Origin of the sequence: Thioalkalivibrio sp. ALMg9, from assembly GCF_000380625.1 — a bacterium.
Classification (GTDB): domain Bacteria; phylum Pseudomonadota; class Gammaproteobacteria; order Ectothiorhodospirales; family Ectothiorhodospiraceae; genus Thioalkalivibrio; species Thioalkalivibrio versutus.
Genome location: NZ_AQYC01000009.1, coordinates 509,099 through 526,620, shown reverse-complemented (window position 1 = coordinate 526,620; position 17,522 = coordinate 509,099). Strand labels below are relative to the sequence as shown.

The 17,522-nt window shown below is 65.9% G+C and carries 18 protein-coding genes; 3 read left to right on the top strand and 15 right to left on the bottom strand.

The genetic code is table 11. The features are described from left to right. The first annotated feature begins 87 nt into the window (after positions 1–87). Positions 88–3,105 (top strand): Rne/Rng family ribonuclease, encoded by a 3,018-nt coding sequence (locus F792_RS0111580; RefSeq protein WP_018169742.1) that lies wholly within the window; start codon positions 88–90, stop codon positions 3,103–3,105. Positions 3,106–3,302: 197 nt separating this feature from the next. Here F792_RS0111580 and F792_RS0111575 read toward each other — a convergent pair whose 3' ends face one another. Beyond that, positions 3,303–3,794, bottom strand: a complete 492-nt coding sequence (locus F792_RS0111575) for a low molecular weight protein-tyrosine-phosphatase (protein ID WP_026313054.1) — start codon at positions 3,792–3,794, stop codon at positions 3,303–3,305. A gap of 119 nt (positions 3,795–3,913) precedes the next feature. Between F792_RS0111575 and F792_RS0111570 the strand changes: the two genes are divergently transcribed. Further along, positions 3,914–5,194, top strand: coding sequence for a flagellar hook-length control protein FliK (locus F792_RS0111570; protein WP_018169740.1), 1,281 nt, complete (start codon positions 3,914–3,916; stop codon positions 5,192–5,194). A gap of 4 nt (positions 5,195–5,198) precedes the next feature. After that, positions 5,199–5,570 (top strand): EscU/YscU/HrcU family type III secretion system export apparatus switch protein, encoded by a 372-nt coding sequence (locus tag F792_RS0111565; protein WP_018169739.1) that lies wholly within the window; start codon positions 5,199–5,201, stop codon positions 5,568–5,570. Here the strand turns inward: F792_RS0111565 and F792_RS0111560 are convergent. From F792_RS0111560 to flhF, 14 genes are all read right to left on the bottom strand, one after another. After that, positions 5,565–5,990: a DUF2802 domain-containing protein gene (locus tag F792_RS0111560; protein WP_018169738.1), complete on the bottom strand. Its 426-nt coding sequence runs from the start codon at positions 5,988–5,990 to the stop codon at positions 5,565–5,567. The genes F792_RS0111565 and F792_RS0111560 overlap by 6 nt on opposite strands. 140 nt (positions 5,991–6,130) lie before the next feature. After that, positions 6,131–6,316 (bottom strand): hypothetical protein, encoded by a 186-nt coding sequence (locus F792_RS0111555; protein ID WP_018169737.1) that lies wholly within the window; start codon positions 6,314–6,316, stop codon positions 6,131–6,133. A gap of 63 nt (positions 6,317–6,379) precedes the next feature. Continuing rightward, entirely contained in the window at positions 6,380–6,838 is a 459-nt protein-coding gene (locus F792_RS0111550) for a chemotaxis protein CheW (protein WP_018145733.1), read from the bottom strand. Between the two features lie 126 nt (positions 6,839–6,964). Further along, the gene (locus tag F792_RS0111545; RefSeq protein WP_018169736.1) at positions 6,965–7,678 is read right to left on the bottom strand and encodes a chemotaxis protein CheW; all 714 of its coding nucleotides are present in this window, start codon (positions 7,676–7,678) and stop codon (positions 6,965–6,967) included. Beyond that, positions 7,675–8,475: a ParA family protein gene (locus F792_RS0111540; protein WP_018169735.1), complete on the bottom strand. Its 801-nt coding sequence runs from the start codon at positions 8,473–8,475 to the stop codon at positions 7,675–7,677. Before F792_RS0111540 ends, F792_RS0111545 begins: the two co-directional genes overlap by 4 nt. Continuing rightward, a complete protein-coding gene (gene motD / locus F792_RS0111535) occupies positions 8,472–9,374 on the bottom strand; it encodes a flagellar motor protein MotD (RefSeq protein ID WP_018169734.1) in 903 nt (300 codons plus the stop codon). The genes F792_RS0111540 and motD overlap by 4 nt, the downstream gene beginning before the upstream one ends. A 7-nt stretch (positions 9,375–9,381) precedes the next feature. Next, entirely contained in the window at positions 9,382–10,125 is a 744-nt protein-coding gene (locus F792_RS0111530; RefSeq protein WP_018145737.1) for a flagellar motor protein, read from the bottom strand. Position 10,126: 1 nt separating this feature from the next. Beyond that, complete coding sequence (locus F792_RS0111525; RefSeq protein WP_018169733.1) at positions 10,127–11,242, bottom strand: chemotaxis response regulator protein-glutamate methylesterase; 1,116 nt, start codon at positions 11,240–11,242, stop codon at positions 10,127–10,129. 2 nt (positions 11,243–11,244) lie between these two features. Next, positions 11,245–13,308 (bottom strand): chemotaxis protein CheA, encoded by a 2,064-nt coding sequence (locus F792_RS0111520; RefSeq protein WP_018169732.1) that lies wholly within the window; start codon positions 13,306–13,308, stop codon positions 11,245–11,247. 44 nt (positions 13,309–13,352) lie between these two features. Next, the gene (locus F792_RS0111515) at positions 13,353–14,129 is read right to left on the bottom strand and encodes a protein phosphatase CheZ (protein WP_018145740.1); all 777 of its coding nucleotides are present in this window, start codon (positions 14,127–14,129) and stop codon (positions 13,353–13,355) included. A gap of 95 nt (positions 14,130–14,224) precedes the next feature. Next, the gene (cheY, locus tag F792_RS0111510; RefSeq protein WP_018145741.1) at positions 14,225–14,605 is read right to left on the bottom strand and encodes a chemotaxis response regulator CheY; all 381 of its coding nucleotides are present in this window, start codon (positions 14,603–14,605) and stop codon (positions 14,225–14,227) included. A gap of 41 nt (positions 14,606–14,646) precedes the next feature. Beyond that, positions 14,647–15,414 carry an RNA polymerase sigma factor FliA gene (locus F792_RS0111505; RefSeq protein ID WP_018169731.1) on the bottom strand — a complete coding sequence of 256 codons (768 nt, stop codon included), beginning with the start codon at positions 15,412–15,414 and terminating at the stop codon, positions 14,647–14,649. Beyond that, positions 15,411–16,235, bottom strand: a complete 825-nt coding sequence (locus tag F792_RS0111500; RefSeq protein ID WP_038084764.1) for a MinD/ParA family protein — start codon at positions 16,233–16,235, stop codon at positions 15,411–15,413. Before F792_RS0111500 ends, F792_RS0111505 begins: the two co-directional genes overlap by 4 nt. Next, positions 16,222–17,466 (bottom strand): flagellar biosynthesis protein FlhF, encoded by a 1,245-nt coding sequence (gene flhF, locus F792_RS0111495; protein WP_018169729.1) that lies wholly within the window; start codon positions 17,464–17,466, stop codon positions 16,222–16,224. The genes F792_RS0111500 and flhF overlap by 14 nt, the downstream gene beginning before the upstream one ends. Positions 17,467–17,522: the final 56 nt, after the last annotated feature.

The window sequence follows — 17,522 nt, the reverse complement described above, 5'->3', positions numbered from 1 at the left end:
AAGCGTTGCCGTGCCGCCGCTCGATCGCCGCACCCCGGACCCCGATCTTCCCCGCCGGACGCCAGGACGCCCTACCGAGTCCAATGCATGAAACGCATCCTGATCAATGCCACGCAGCCGGAAGAGTTGCGGGTCGCCATGGTCGACGGCCAGCGGCTGTACGACCTGGATATCGAACTGCCTTCGCGCGAACGCAAAAAGGCGAACATCTACAAGGCCAAGATCACCCGCGTCGAACCGAGCCTGGAGGCCGCGTTCGTCAACTTTGGTGCTGATCGCCACGGCTTCCTCCCGTTCAAGGAGATCGCTCATTCCGCGGTTGGCGCCCCTGCCGACAGCGACAAGCCAATCCGCGACTTCCTGAAGGAAGGCACGGAACTCCTCGTCCAGGTGGAAAAGGAAGAGCGCGGCAACAAGGGTGCCGCGCTGACTACCTACATCAGCCTGGCCGGCCGTTATCTGGTCCTGATGCCCAACAACCCGAAAGCCGGTGGAGTCTCGCGCCGCATCGAGGGCGAAGACCGCGCCTCCCTGCGTGACGCACTCTCCGGACTGACGATGCCGGACGGCATGGGCGTAATCGCCCGTACCGCGGGCGTCGGGCGTACCACCGAAGAGCTCCAGTGGGATCTGGATTACATGACTGCCCTGTGGGCGGCGGTCACCGAAGCGGCGGAAAAGGCCAAGACCCCGGCGCTGATCCACCAGGAAAGCAACGTCATCATCCGCGCCCTGCGCGACCACATGCGCAACGACGTCGGCGAGGTCATCATCGATGACAACGACGTTTACCAGCAGGCCGAGGAATTCGTTCGTCTGGTCATGCCCAACAGCCTGCGCAAGCTCAAGCGCTACGACGACCCGGTCCCGCTGTTCAATCGTTACCAGATCGAGAGCCAGATCGAGAGCGCATTCGACCGCGACGTCACCCTGCCCTCCGGCGGTGCGCTGGTCATCGACCACACCGAAGCCCTGATCTCCATCGACGTCAACTCTGCGCGCTCGACCAAGGGTGGCGACATCGAGGAGACCGCCTTCCACACCAACCTGGAGGCGGCGGAAGAAGTCGCGCGCCAGTTGCGCATCCGCGACCTGGGCGGCCTGATCGTGATCGATTTCATCGACATGAACGCCAACAAGCACCAGCGGGAGGTCGAAAACCGCCTGCGCGAAGCGCTGGAGATGGATCGCGCCCGGGTCCAGGTCGGGCGCATCAGCCGCTTCGGCCTGCTGGAGATGTCGCGCCAGCGCCTGCGTTCATCGCTGGGGGAATCCAGCCAGAACACCTGCCCGCGCTGCCAGGGTCACGGCCAGATCCGTAGCGTGGAATCCCTCGCCCTGTCGATCCTGCGATTGATCGAGGAAGAGGCGATGAAGGACCGCACGGGCCTGGTGATGGGTCAGGTCCCGGTCGACGTGGGCACCTTCCTGCTGAACGAGAAGCGCGAATCGATCAACGACATCGAGGAGCGTCACAAGGTCGACATCAGCATCATCCCCAACCCGCAGTACCTTACTCCACGCTTCGAGGTCCGCCGCGTGCGCGGCGACGAACGCGAAGAGGCGATCAGCGACCGCGGCTCGCACGAACTGGTGGAGACCACCGAGGACGAGAGCGATCCGCATCAGGAGCGCCGCAGCAAGGTCGAAAAGCCACTGGTCCAGGGCGTCAAGATGACCGGGCCGGCCCCGGTCAGCGACAGCGCACCCTCCGCTCCAGAGACGTCACAGCCGGTGGCGAAGCCCGGATTCTTCACGCGCATCTGGTCCTCGCTGTTCCCCAACGCGCGTCCGGCAGACGGACCGGAAGATGAACAGGAAGACAGCCGCAAGGGCGGAGGTCGCGGGCGCGCCGGCGAAAGCAACCGCGGCGGCAAGGGCAGCGGCCGCGGGGGCAGTCGGAAAAAGGCCGACAACGGCGGCCGCAATACCGGCGACAAGCGTGACGAGACCGACAAGGGCAAGAAGGGCGCACCCGACAAGACGGATAGTGCCAAGGGCAATGGCACCAAGCCCGATGGTGCCAAGGGCCGTTCCCGTCGTGGCGGCAAGAAAGATGCCGATGCCGCGAAGGGCACGAGCAACGAATCTCCGAAACAAGCCGCCGAAAGCCGGACGCCTGACACCAGGGGACCCGAGAAGTCCGCAGACTCGAAACCGGCCGAGAAGCCGGCCGAGAAACCAGCACGGGACAAGGACGAGGCCGCCACTAGCGAAGCCGCGGACACTCCTGCGGGTAACGGACCGGAGAAGTCGGACGAGGATGACGGCAGCAAGGGTCGCAGCACCCGTTCCCGCCGTTCCCGTCGCGGTGGCCGGCGTCGTGGCGGTCGTGGACGTTCTGGCGAAAACGCCGGCGAAGCCGGCACCGATGGTGCGCAGAACACTGCAAACGAGGGTTCCGCTCCGGAATCCGGCAGTGATACGGCCGCCCCGGATTCGGCCGCCTCGGCCGACACCGGAAAGGCGCACGCTGAGACGCCCAAAGAAGCTCAGAACCCCGAGTCCTCTGCCCCAACCCGGGACGGTGGCGAGAGTACCCCGCCACCGGAAAAGGCCAGCCCCGACGATGGCGTCCCCAAGGACGCCGCGCCCGCCAAGGGGCGTAGCCGCGGTGGTCGCGGCCGCAAGCCGGCCCCGGCCTCCTCAGACACCTCCGCCGGCGAAGGGACTCCGGGCTCCAGCGAGCCGAACACCCCGACGGAAAGCCAGCCGGCCGTTTCCGATTCCCGGGAACCGGCCCCAAAAGCCGAGCCGGCTGCGAAGCCGGACACGGCGGACGCCACAGGCCAAAGCGACAAGGCCCCGGCCAAGCGCCCGGCCCGGGCCAAGAAGTCCGCAGCCGATGCCGGGGATGCCGCGAGCAAGACCGATGCGACCCCGACGGAACCGCCGGACACCGCTCCCAAGCCAAGAACCCGGCGGCCAAAGGCGACCAAGGCGGAGACCACCCCCTCCGATGAAGGGGCCTCTGCTTCAAGGCCGGACGAAGTGAAAGCAGAAAAGCCTGCGGAGGCGAAAGACGACAAACCTGCCGCGCCCAAGCCCACTGCCGAGCCAGCGGAACCGGCCGCCGAAAGTCCGAACCGAAAAGGCGACGACTGACAGGACGAGGTCCCTCGTCCAACCAAAAAGGGCCCGCCTATTGGCGGGCCCTTTTTGGTTCTGGCCTCGGGATTCCGAATGGATGATCTTCCAGAAGGGTCAGACCGACGCCTTTGGCGCGGCTTGCACGCGACCCTGCGCCAGTCGACTCCGGCAGCGACTCCTGCGCCCGGTCCGCCACTCGCCCGGCAGTGCTGTCAGGAGGCCTTCAACGTGTGGCGATCGCGGATATGTTCCAGCAACCCATCCGCTGCCGCTTCCACCAGGTCCATGACGTGCACGAACCCTTCGTCCCCGCCGTAGTACGGGTCCGGGACTTCGTGTTCGCCGAACTGTGGCGCAAAGTCCAGAAACCGCAGCAACTCCGCCCGCGCATCTGCCGGACGGATGCGCTCGGCATTGCGGTAGTTTGCGTCGTCCATGGTCAGGATATAATCGAACTCTAGGAAATCCTCGGGCTCCAGCCGGCGCGCGCGCAGATGTTCCAGATCGTAGCCGCGCGAGCGCGCCTCCTGGCGGGCCCGGCTATCCGCCTTCGCTCCCACGTGATACCCGGCGGTTCCGGCCGAATCGACCTCGATGGCCTCGCTCAGTCCGTGTTCGCGCACCCGCGCCTCGAACACCCCATGGGCCATCGGCGAGCGACAAATATTGCCCAGGCAAACCATCAGTACACGTATCTTCGACATCGCTCCACAGTCCGAATCGCGAAAGGCATCAGGATAACAAACCGGGCATCCTGGGCGGGCCGTTTCATTCCGCGCCCTCCGGTATGCCATGCTGAGGCTTTGCATCACGAGATCCATTGATGGTCGACCTTGGCGGTCCGCGCATTCCCGGCTGGACACCCCCCGGCAATGTGGCCAGTGGGGCGGGCACCGGAACGCGACAATCCCTCCAGACCGGAACGCGCATCGAGGTTCGTGTCCTGGACGTACTTGCCGATCGCGGGGTGCGGCTGCGTCTCGAACCCTCCCCGGGGCGCAGCGGCGCATCGACCGCGACACGCCCCTCCCCCCCTGCCACGGTGGTCACCGCCCAGCTGACCGGCGCATTGCCCACGGCCTTGTTGAACCGACCCGGCTCGGGCGCTTCCGGCACCGCCATGCTGGCCGAGATCACCCGCACCGAGCCACGCCTGGAGGTCCGCCTGCTCCCCCTGACCATGGATCGCGCCGCACCCCGCCCCGCCAGTAGCGGCTCAGCGCCCAACCCGGCCCAGCAGTGGCTGGGACAAGAACTGCGTCTACAGCTCCCCGGGGCACGCCCGCTGGGGCCGGCTCTGCATGGCCTGCTGACCCAGCCCTCCGGGACCGGGGCGCCAGCCACGAGCGCCATGCCCGGGGCCCAGGCCGCACCCGCACTGCACCGTATCCTGGAGCTCCTGCCCACGCCGGGCCAACTGGCACAGCCCGAGACCCTGCGCCAGCACGTCCAGCAATCGGGACTCTGGATGGAGGCCATGCTGGGGCATGCCGGACGCGGTCAAGGCCCGATGCATCCATTCGCGGCAGATCTCAAGGCCCAGCTTCTGCGTGCCGCAGACCAGGTTCGCCAAGCGGCGGACGCACGCCCTGCAGCGCAAGCGCCCCCCGCCACCGCCTCGGCGGCTCCCCCAGCCCCGGCCACGGCCCTGTCCGGCCTTCTGGAGGGGCTCCTGAAACGTGTCACGTCGCTCCAGCTCCAGTCGCTGCAATCCTTCGCAAGTGACGAACCCGGCAACAGTCGCTGGTTATTCGAACTTCCGCTGCGCAGCGAGCAGGGTATCCACGGTGTTTACGGCGAGATCCAGCGCGAAGGCGGAAGCGACGACGAAGCCGAAGCGCCCTGGTCGATTGTGTTGACGCTGGATATCGGTGACCTCGGCCCGACGCGGATCGCCCTGGCATCGCGCAATGGGGGCGTCAGCGTGCACTTCACCGCACCCGAGGCCGATACCGTCACGCGTCTGCGCAGCGAAATGGCTTATCTCCGAGATCGGCTGGGCGAGCGCGACCTGACGGTGACGGGGCTGTCGGTACGTCAGGGCGAGGTCGATACGGACCCGCGCCCCACGAATTCGCATCGCATGCTGGACGAACAGGCCTGAGCCGATGGCACGAAAGGATCATGGGGACCGAACGGCCGACCGCGGCCGATCACCGGCCAAGGCGGTTGCACTGGAATGGGATCGTCGGCAGGCGCCGCGGATCACAGCCAGCGGCTCGGGCCTGACGGCCGAGGCCATCCTGCGCATTGCCGAGGAACACGGAATCCCGCTGCACCAGGACCCGGCCCTGAGCGAGGCGCTGGCGCAGGTCCCCGTCGGCAGCGAGATCCCGGAAGAGCTCTACGTCGCAGTCGCGGAGATTCTGGCCTTTGTGTTCCTGCTGGCAGGGATCACACCCGACGACCGGGGCAGTGGGTATCAGGCCCCCTCGCGCCAGTCCAGACCGGACCGCGAAGGGCCGGACCGGGACTCATGAACGCCCGGCGAACCCGGAACCGCCGGCATTCCCGGAGCCGTGCAGGCTGAACAACAAGTCGAGTTCGGTGGAAGTAAGGCCACAACGCCGACGGACCTCTTCACGACCCAGGCCCTGCTGGATCAGAAGAATCGCCTGCTCGTAGGCACCGCTGTCGCCCTCGCGGGCGCGTAGCTCGCTGTGCTGGTCATGCAGGCGCTCCAGGGCACGCTGTACCGAGGCCTGTGCCTGCCCGTGGGTCGCAACCCCTTCGGACAGAGCCTTCATTGCCCCTTGCAGCGCCATTACCGAGGTGGCCTGGCGCTGATAATCCTGACGCAGGGCAACCAACTGCCGACGCAACAGAATCACGAGCCCCACGGCAAATCCGGCGACGATGGTCGCCAGCAACGCAATCAACGCGGCGAGCCAGATCAGCATTCCCTCTCCCATTGCCTGCACACTCCTGAAACCCGGGGCCTGCCGATTGTCGCGTGATTCGTGAGGGCGTGACCAGCCATGGCGAAAAAATCGGACACGGACCCGCGCCCGGACCGAGTTGGTGCCGGTCCCCGGGGAGTTCAAGCGTAGTCGTCGATCAGGCCGCGCCGCTGGCGGCGTTCTTCCTTGCGCGGCGGACGCTGCTGGGTTGGACGCACTGCGGGACGAAAGACCGGATCGCGGTCATGGTCGTCGCTCAAACTGCGCCCGGGAACAGTGGTATGGACCGGTCGAACAGTCCGGTCCGGCTGGAGTTCGTCGACCATGGTTCACCTCCCGGCTTGCGCCTCATGGTCCTCGTCTGTTGACTGTAGACCCGACGTGCGCGGCTACAGTTCGCGCAACTGCGCCCACTCGTCGTCCGATAGCAGCCTGTTCAGGTCCACCAGGATGGTGAGGCCCTCCTCGGTGCTGGTCACGCCCTGAATAAAGCGGCTGCTGTCATCGTTACCCACCTCGGGCGCCGGCTCGACCGAATCCGGGGAGATCCGCACGACCTCCGAGACGGAATCCACCAGAATCCCCACGTTCTGGTTGTCTACATCGATGATCACGATGCGCGAGGCCTCATCCGACTCGCGATCATCCAGCCCCATACGCCGCCGGGCGTCGATCACCGTAACGACATTCCCGCGCAGGTTTATGATCCCGAGGATGTAGTCCGGCACACCCGGTACCGGGGCGATCTCGGTAACCTTGAGCACCTCCTGAACCTGCAGAACGTCGATCGCATAGGTTTCCTCCGCCAGACTGAAAGTCACATACGGAGCGGTGTCGGCCTTGGTCATGGCTTCTACGTCTTGTGCGCTGCTCATGTCATCCTCGATATTCCGTGCCGGCGGGGGCCGCCTGTGGTGTCGTCTTGACCGGGTTATCGGCCGATTACCGCCATGCTTGAATGGCGCCGGCCGGGATCAGTCCCAGCCACCCTCGTCGAGGGTGCGATCCAGCGCCTCCAGGTCCAGCAACGTCGCCATCTTCTCGCGCTCCACGCCGGCCAGCCAGGGCAGGCGCCGGCGGTGGCTGCGCCAGCGCAACGACTCCGGCTGGATCACCCGGGTACCGTGAATCGCGCGACAGGCCAGCGCGAACCGCGAACCCGCGAGGAACACCACCTGCCGGGCCGTATCCGGCTCGTAGTCACGATCTTCCGGTGTCACCACTGCGGCCAGGTCAATCAGCTGCACCCGCCCCTGCTTGGTATCCGCCAATCCAAGGTACCAGACCGAATGATTCGGGGTGGGCCGCACTTCCAGGCTGTCCAGCGGCGCCACCCCGCCCAGCGCATGTAGCGGCGCCAGCAGGGTCAGGTTGCCAGCCTCGATCACGAGGGCCGAAAACGGCTGCTCGGGCCGCGCATACTCGCGCTCCGCTGGATCGGCCGGTGGGGCTGGTGGGGTCGAGGCCACTACCGGCGCCGGGACGACGTCCACCGCATCGGCTTCACGGACCGGGGCTTCCAACTCCACTACGGGCGCAGCTTCTTCTACCGGCGGCCGTGGCTCCAGGATATCTGGTCGCAGAAGCGGGCGAACGGGCTCCGGCTCGTCCAGCAGGCTGCCGAAGTAGTCGTCCAGCGCCTCCGGCTCGGCCTTCAGGGCCAGGTTGTCGACTATGGAACGGTTCATCCGCGTCGCCTCCGTTCATGGGGTTCGGACAGCCGGCCACCGATGGCCTCCAGCAGATCCGAGTAGGCGAGCACACCCCGGGCGTCCGGGATCATGAAACACAGCGGCTGCCCGGCACTGGAGGCATCGCGGAATTTCGTGTCCACCGGGATTACGCCCGGCCAGACGTCGTCGCCGTACAAACGACGCAGTTCCGACAGGGCCTCGTGCGCCGCGCGCGTACGACGGTCGAACAGGGTCGGAATAATCCGGTACGCCAACTCGGACTTGCGCGATTTCTGTACCATTTTCAGCGTATTGATCATTCGTTCCAGCCCCTTCAGGGCGAGGAATTCTGTCTGCACCGGCACCAGCAGTTCGTCACAGGCGGCCAGCGCATTGACCATCAACACACCGAGCATCGGCGGGCAATCCAGCAACACGTAGTCGTACTGCCCCGAGATCTTCTCCAGCGCGTGACGCAGCACCAGCCCCATGCCACTGCGGGTGCCCAGCTGGCGATCCAGCGTCGCCAGCGCGGTACTCGCGGTCAGTAGATCCAGCCCCGGGAACCGGGTCTCGCGGATCAGTCCATTCGGGTCCGGATCCGCACCCTCGGCGCACTGGCTGAAAAGCTCGTACACCCCGCGCGTGGCGGTCTCCGGATCATGGCCGAAATACGCCGTCAGCGATCCGTGCGGGTCCACATCCACCAGCAGCACGCGTTGCTCCGGGCCCGACAGGAGCCCGCCCAGCGTCACCGTGGTGGTGGTCTTGCCCACCCCCCCCTTTTGGTTTGCAACCGCCCAGACCTTCATGGTGTGTCTCCATCCATCGGGAGCGGTGCGGGCGGAAGATCCTCGCGCAGGCGCTCCGGTTCCTGCGCGCCCTCGGCGCGCGGACGCGCCCCGGGCAGTACCACGATGGACACGCGCCGGTTCTCGGCCCGCCCCTCCGCAGTGTCGTTGCTGGCCGTCGGCCGGTGCTCGCCATAGCCTAGGGCGACCAGATTCTCCGGATCGACCCCCACCTCCTCGAACACGCTGACCACTGCGGCCGCCCGTCCGGACGACAGCTCCCAATTCGACGGATAGATCGCGGTCTGGATGGGCACATTGTCCGTGTGTCCCTCCACATGAACGCGGGAGACACGTGGCGCAAGAATCTCGCCAACCTCTTGCAGAAGACCCTCCGCCTGTGGGTTCAGGGTCGCCGCCCCGGACGCAAACAGGAGACGGCTGGTGATCTCGATCTCCAGCCAATAGGCCTCGCGCGTCACGCGCAGGTCGCCATCCTCGATCCATTGCGCCATCGCCTGTTCGATCTCGCGCGCGGTATCCGCCAGTTCGTCCAGGAACGCCTGCATCCCAGCGTCGTCCGGGCCCTCGTCAAGCATCCCGCTCAAGGCCATGTCGATGGGCTGAGGACCATCCTCCACCAGACCTGGCTGGACCTCGATAGGCACCAGGGCACGCAGATCCTGCGGTGTACGTTCCCGGGCCACGGTGGGATCCCCGACCTGAATCGGGTCGGCCTGCATCGGTGCGCGAAAGGCGTCCACTAGCGACTCGGACAGCACCCTGTACTTGCCGTCATCCACCGAGGAGATGGCGTACATCACCACGAAGAACGCCAGCAGCAGTGTGACCAGATCCCCATAGGGGATGGCCCATGCCTCGTGATTCTGATGTTCTTCCGCCCGCTTGCGTCGCGCCATGGTGACCTCACTCGTGGATGAAGCCACTCAGCTTGCTTTCGATGTTCCGCGGGTTTTCACCTTCCGCAATGGCGATAAGACCTTCCATCAGCATTTGCTGGTGTTGCGAGCGGTTCTGAATAATCGACTTCAATTTGTTGGCCACCGGAAGGAACAGCAGGTTGGCCGAGGCAATGCCGTAGATCGTGGCGACAAAGGCCGCCGCGATGCCCGCCCCCAGCTTGCTCGGATCCGCGAGGTTCTGCATCACTGCCATCAGGCCCATCACCGCGCCGACAATCCCCAGGGTCGGGGCATAGATCCCCATGCTCTCGAAGATCTTCGCGCCCTGCAGGTCGAAGTGCTCGCGGTTGTCGAGGTCGGCCTCCATGATCTGGCGAATGGTCTGCGGTTCACTACCGTCCACCAGCAGTTGCAGCCCCTTGCGGGCAAAGCCGTCGGTCTCCTCGTCGGCCAGCGTCTCCAGGCCTAGCAGGCCTTCCTTGCGCGCGACATGCGACCACTCGACGATCTGCTCGACCGTCGCGCGATTGTCGACCTTCGGTGGCTTGAAGGCCCACGGCAGGATGCGCATACCGTGCATGAAGACCGACAGCCGTGCCTGCACCAGGGTCGCCCCCAGGGTCCCCAGCACCACGATCAGGAAGGCCGCGGCATTCCACAGCGCACCCAGGCCACTGCCCTTGGCAATGCTGCCGCCGAGAACCGCCACCAGCCCCAGGGTAATCCCGATGAGGCTCAGGATATCCATGTCAGCAGAACCCCTTCACCAGTGCGGGCCCGATTTCGGGCAGCGGGTACACATGATCGGACAGGCCGGCCTCGGCCACTGCCGCCGGCATCCCGTACACCACGCAGGTCGCCGCATCCTGCGACCACACCTGCGCGCCGGCGCCCTTCAGCGCCCGCGTGCCTTCGCGGCCATCGGCGCCCATGCCGGTGAGGATCACGGCAAGCACCTGCCCGCGCAGCGCCTCCACGGCGGAACCGAAGGCCGCATCCACGCTCGGCTTGTAGATGGTGCCCAGGGAGCTCTCCGCGATTCGCACATGCGTCTGGCTGCCGCGCTCCAGCGTTGTCTGCATCCCGCCCGGGGCCAGCAGCGCCACGCCCGGCTTCAGCACATCACCGTCCTTCGCCTGACGCACCTCGATATTGCACATGGCGTTCAGACGTTCGGCGAAGGCCGGGGTAAAACTGGCGGGCATGTGTTGCACCAGCAGGATCGGCAGCGGGAAATTCGCCGGGAGCGGCTTCAGCACCTCCTGCAGCGCCACTGGACCGCCGGTGGAGGTACCAATCAGTACCGCGCGCAACTGCCGTAACGGCGTCGGCGGCCGGGAACTGGCAACCGCCGGAGCCGGCTTGCGCGCATCGGCCGCGGCCTGACGGTCGGTCTCTTCGCGGCGCGCGGACGGCCGGGCCTCCCGCGCAGGCGTGGTCGTGCCCGGGGCACTGACAGAGCGCGCCCGGCTGCGTGACAACGAGCGCACGCGGCGCCGAAGCAGCATGCGCGCGCTGTCCTCGTCCCCCGCCATGTCGCTGAAGCGCTTGGGAAGGAAGTCCACCGCCCCGGCCTCCAACGCATCCAGGGTCGCCTGGGCTCCCTCGGTCGTGAGACTGGAGAACATCAGGATCGGAAGCGGGCGCTCGGCCATGATCTTGCGCACCGCAGTGATGCCGTCCATCACCGGCATCTCGATATCCATGGTCACGACATCGGGATCGAGGTCCCGGACCTTGGCGATCGCCTGCTCGCCATTCTCGGCCGAACCTACGACCTCAATGCCGGAATCGGAATCCAGGATCTCGGCGATACGCCGACGAAAGAACCCCGAATCGTCAACTACCAGAACCCTGATCGGCATCCTCAGCCCTCGCTCGAGCGCGACGCGCGGCGCGGTCGACCGGACATTTGCAGTTGCCGCATCAGGATGGTCACCAGGTCGGAGACGTCGAGGATCAGGGCGATGCCCCCATCCCCGGTGATCGTCGCTCCCGCCAGGCCCTTCACGCCTTGCAGATTCTGGCCGAGCGGCTTGATGACCACCTCTTCCTGCCCCACGAGATCATCCACCACCAGTCCTACCTTGCGGTCGGCCGTATGGACCACCACTACGTGGGCATCCTTGCGCACCTCGGGCTCGTGCCCAGGCTTCAGCCAGCGCTTGAGGTAATGGACTGGCAGGGCGTGCTTGCGCACCATGATGACTTCCTGATCATCCACGTAATTCGTCTTGGTCAAATCCAGATCCAGGATCTCGGAGACCGAGGCCAGCGGGATCGCAAAACGCCGGCCGTCCAGAATCACCATCAGGGCGGGCAGGATCGCCAGGGTCAGGGGCAGCTTCACCCGCAGCGTGGTCCCTACGCCGATCTCGGAATCAATCTCGATGGTGCCATTGAGCTGCGAGATCTTGGTCTTGACGACGTCCATGCCAACCCCGCGGCCGGAGACGTCCGAGATCTCGGTCTTGGTGGAGAATCCGGCCATGAAGATCACGTTGAAGGCCTCGCGATCGGTCATCCGTTCGGCCATCGCGGGCTCCATCAGCCCCTTCTCCACCACCTTGCGCCGCAGGGCCTGTGGGTCCATGCCACCGCCGTCGTCCTTGATCAGCAGTGCGATGTGATCGCCCTCCTGGGCCGCGCCGAGCACGACCGTACCCTTGCGCGGCTTGCCCGCCGCCTCGCGCACATCGGGCGTCTCGATGCCATGGTCCACAGCATTCCGCACCAGATGCACCAGCGGATCGGACAGGGCCTCGACCAGATTCTTGTCGAGGTCGGTTTCCTCGCCGAAGATCTCCAGCTCGATCTCCTTGCCCAGATTCCGCGACAGATCGCGGATCACTCGAGGGAAGCGATTGAAGACCTTCTTCACCGGCTGCATGCGGGTCTTCATCACCGAGGTCTGCAGGTCGGAGGTCACCAGTGCCAGCGAACTGATCGCCTTGCCCAGTTCGTCGTCGACATGCTGCGAACGCAGCATGCTCAGCCGGTTTCGTACCAGAACCAGCTCGCCCACCAGGTTCATGATCTCGTCCAGGCGCTCGGTATCCACACGCACGGAGGTCTCGCCCTGCGGAGCCGAGCGCCCACCGGCCTCGGCCCCGCCGGCGCGGGCACTACCGCCGCCCTGCCCACCGGCGGCCGCCGGTTCCGGCGTTACCGCTTTTTCCGGCTCGGGCGCCACGGCCGCGGGCTCGGTCGGCAGTGGATCCGCAGGGTCGTCCGCAGCCGGTTCGGGCATTGCCGGACCTCCGCCCTTGGCCTGCAACTCGTCCAGCAAATTCTCGAACTCGTCGTCGCTGATCAGATCACCGCCCGAGTCTTCGCTGGCCCCGGCGTCGCCCGGCACGGCCGCGTCCACGGGTGCCGGGGCCCCGTCACCATGCAACGTATCCAGCAGGGCCTCGAACTCGTCGTCCGTGATCTCCTCCCCGCCGCCCACCATGGCGTCGCCGGGGGCCGAGGCCTGTGGCTCGGGGACGGGCTCCGGTTCAGGCGCGGGCGGCGCCCCGGCGGTATCTCCGGCGACGTCTTCGTTTTTTGCCATGCGCCGCAGGTCCTCGACCACCGCGGCATCGGCGGGGGTCGGGTCCACTCCGGAGCGCAGATCCCCGAACATGACGTTCAGGGAGTCCAGCACGCGGAGCATGGTGTCCATCAGATGGCTATCGGCACGGCGTTCGCCGTTGCGCAGCAGATTGAAGACGTCCTCGGCGTGATGACACACCGTCACCAGCGCATCCAGGCTCAAGAACCCGGCGCCCCCCTTGATGGTGTGGAAGCTTCGAAAGACCGCATTCAACAGATCCCGGTCGTCCGGGTTCTGTTCCAGGTCGATGAGTTGCTCGTTGAGCCCCTCCAGCAGTTCCCCGGCCTCGATCAGGAAGTCCTGAAGGATTTCGTCATTGGGGTCGATGGCCATTCAGTCTCTCCGGTCCCGTGGCGCCAGTCGTATGGGGGGCACTGCTAGAAGCCCAGGCTTGATAGCAGATCGTCCACCTCGTCCTGTCCTTGAACGACATCTGCGCTGGAATCTTGAGTCTTTGGCACACTGGGGCCGTGACCCTTGCGGTCCGCCTCGCGGTCTTCTTCGCCACGTTCCAGAGACGCTTCGGCCGCTTCGACCTGCTCCATGCGCCCGCTGGAGAGCCGAATCAGGGTAACGAGGTTCTCTTCGAGGTCAGTCACCAACTGGATCACCCGGCGAATCACCTGGCCGGTAATGTCCTGATAACTTTGCGCCATCAGCACCTCGGAGAGCAGCCGCCGCAACTCCTCGGCGTCCTCGCCCGCCTGCCCGAAGAAGCTGTCCAGCTCACGCGCGAAATCGCGGAATTCGTCCACCGAGAGCTGCCGGTTGCGAAACCGCGTCCATTTGGCGGTCAAGTCGGCCGCCTGCTGGCTGAACGACTCGGCGATCGGCAGGCTCGACTCGATGGCGCCCATCGTGGCGTGCGCGGCCTGCTCGGTCATGGTGACCACGTAGTTCAGGCGTTCCTTCGCATCCGGGATCTCCGCCTGCGTCAGCTCCACCAGACGCGAGTCCCCACGGAAACTCTGCAAGGCCTCGTGAAGGTCGCGCGTCAGCTTGCCCAGTTCATCGAAGAGCTCGCGGTCGTAAGGACGCGCAAGATCCTGCACCAGCGCGCGCGCCGCCGCGTCGTCGCCCGCCTCGAGCGTCTGCACCAGTTGTCGGGCCAGCTCGAGCTGGCCGTCGCGTGGGGGGTGTTCCTGTTCAGTCATGAGGAGCCTCTTGCTGGTACGGCGCCGAAGGAGCCGGGTCACGCCCACCCGCGCAAGCGAGACGGACGTCGTCCGTATTCACCACCGGGCGATCCTTAGCCCTGTGCTTCAATACGTTCGAAGATCTTGTCGATCTTTTCCTTCAGCGTTTCGGCGGTAAACGGCTTGACCACATAACCGTTCACACCCGCCTCCGCGGCCTCCACGATCTGGTCGCGCTTGGCCTCGGCCGTCACCATCAGCACCGGCATCGACTTCAGGTTGGCATCCGCCCGGACGGCCTTCAGCAGGTCGATGCCCGGCATGTTGGGCATGTTCCAGTCGGTAATCAGGAAGTCGAAATCACCATTTTGCAGCATCGGCAGCGCGGTGCTGCCGTCGTCGGCTTCCTGCGTATTATTGAAGCCAAGATCGCGCAAGAGGTTCTTGATAATGCGCCGCATCGTGGAAAAATCGTCCACGATGAGAATTTTCATTCCCTTGTCCACACGTCACTCCGGGATTCGTAAGGTGAGTTTTAGAATAACTGCAAAGCCGCGCCGTCTTCGAGCCACGACCCCATGCGCGCGCGCAGCCGAATGACCGCCTGGCTGCGAATCTGGCTCACGCGCGACTCGGTCACGCCCAGAACAGCCCCGATCTCGCGCAGATTCAGTTCTTCGGTGTAATACAGCGAAAGCACCAGGCGTTCGCGTTCAGGCAGATCCCCAAGGGCCTCGGCCAACTCCTCGCGAAACTCGCCAGCCTCAAGGCTACGCGACGGCGAGACTTCCTGCCCCTCGATCACGCGATCGGCCCCGTCATCCCCGCCACCCAGATCGTCCAGTGCAAACAGATGGGCCCCGGCGTGGTCCTTGAGCATGTCGTAATAGTCATCGATAGGCACGTCCAGCTCGGCCGCCACCTCGCTCCCACGCGCCGCACGCCCCTCGCGGGCCTCGACACTCTGGATCGCGGCGGCAATACGCCGGCTGTTGCGATGCACCGAACGTGGCGTCCAGTCACTGCGACGCAACTCGTCGATCATCGCACCGCGGATGCGGATTCCGGCGTAGGTGGCAAAGGTCGCCCCCTGCCCGCCCTCGAACTGCCGCGCCGCCTCCAGCAGACCGATCATGCCGGCCTGGATCAGGTCATCGACCTGGACCGAGGCCGGTAGACGGGCCATCAGGTGGTGCGCAATGCGATGCACCAGTTCAACGTGATCGGCAATCAGCTTCTCGTGTCCACCGGTCGCGGTGGACGTCGCCTGGTAGCCGGAAAGTCGATTACGCGTCGTCATCATGCGCTCTGCAGCATTCGTTCCACGAAGAACCCGACGCCCCCGTGGTCACCCCCACCGACTGGCCAGCGATCCACCGTGTGTGCCAGGTCGGCAAACGCCTTGCCGGCCGGACTGCCGGGATACTGCTGAACCACCGGCGCCCTTTTCTGCACGGCCTTGCGCAGATGTTCGTCCATGGGGATATAGCCGGCCAGGTCCAGGACCACCTCCGGCAGGTACTTGCCGCAGACGGTATTGAGTTTCTGCATCAGCCGCTCCGCCCCCTCGCGTCCGCTGACCATGTTCGTGACCATGCGGAAACGCCGCAGCCCGTGGTCACGATGCAGCACCTTGATCAGGGCATAGGCATCGGTAATCGAAGCCGGCTCGTCGCAGACCACCACCAGGGTCTCCTGTACCGCCCGGCAGAACGAAGTCACCGACTCCTGCAGGCCCGCAGCGGTATCCACGATCAGGACATCCAGCGGCTTGCGGTAGGCGCTGAAGGCATGGATCAGCCCTGCGTGCTCCGCCGGCGTGAGGTTCGCCATCGCCGCGATACCGGAGGCCGACGGGACCACCTTCACCCCGTCCGGCCCCTGGACCAGGACATCGTCCAGGCTGTCCACCGCGCCGGTCACCAGGTCGTGCAGGGTGCGCTCCGGGCGCATCCCGAGCAACAGGTCCACGTTGGCCAGGCCCAGATCCGCATCGAACAGCATCACCTCGCGGCCCAACCGGGCCAGGCCGACCGCCAGATTGACCGACACGTTGGTCTTCCCGACCCCGCCCTTGCCCGACGCGACCGCAATGACCTTCAACGGCTTGTTAGTGCGTGGCATAACGCCCCTTTCCAACCGGCTGAATCAGTTCCAGTGTGGCCGGCTCGGTCCCCTGCGCCGGGCGCAGAGGCGAGCGCGAGCGTCGCGGCGGTTCCATTTCGGCCAGCCGTTCGGCGGCCCAGGTCTCGCGGGCATTGCCACCCGCCCGCGCACCCTCGGCATCGTCGTCCAGTGCCAGGCGGGTCAGATACCCCGTATCAACCCGGTGAAAATCCTCGGCGATGCGCTGGCCATCGCTCACGAACCCAAGTCCCAGGTGCTGGTCCAGCAACACCGACAGGACCTCGCCCAGCTGTTCTGCCTCGTCCAGCTTGGTCAGCACCAGCGCCGAGGGATCCGCCTTGCGAAACGCCTCCAGCACCCGCCGCAACGTACTGCCCTGGGTCGTGGCCGACACGACCAACCAGCTCTCGGCGCGGATATCCGGCGGCAGATGCGCGAACAGGGACTCCTCCTCCACCGCGCGCGGCGCCTGCCCAGCGGTATCCACCAGGATCAGGTGGCCATCGTCCACGCGCCGCGCCAGATCGCGCAGTTCGCGCGCATTCTGCAACACGCGCACCGAAATCCCCGCCATCTGCGCAAAGGCTTGCAACTGCCGTGTGGCACCGATGCGCTGGCTATCGAGGGTCACCAGCGTAACCGAATCCGGTCCCATCCGACGGATCTGGCGCAACGCGATCCGTGCCAGCGTGGTGGTCTTGCCGACACCGGTCGGACCCACCATCGCCAGCAGCCCACCCTCGTCCAGGATCGCCGGGCGATGCGTGGCAATCGCGCCCGAAAGCCGCGCGCGGAGACGCTCCCAAGCCTGCTCGGGGGAGCTGTCATCGAGGATGCTGCCCGCCAGGCTGCGCGCCAGCGATTCACTAAAGCCGCGGTCGATCAGGCGGACCTTGCATTCTGCCGCCAGCGGATGACGGGCGGCCCAGCGGGCCTCGTCACTCTCCGCATACTGACGCGTCATCAGGCTTCGCAGGTCACGCAACTCCTGGCGCATCGCGGTGAGCTCGGGGTCGGCCGGCCAGGCAGGCGCCGCCGAATTCGGGGCACGGTCGGCGGTACGCGCCTCGCGGGCCGGCTTTGCAGCCTCCGGCTCGCGCACCGGCTCCGAGGACTCGCCATCCTCCAGGGCGGCGACCACCTCCAACCAGCCATCCACCCGGCGACTGGAGAGGATCACGGCATCCTCTCCCTGTTGTTCGCGCACCTGACGCATGGCGTCGCGCATGTCCCGGGCCCGATATCGTCTGACATTCATGCTTTGATCTCCTGCGCCGCTCGCGC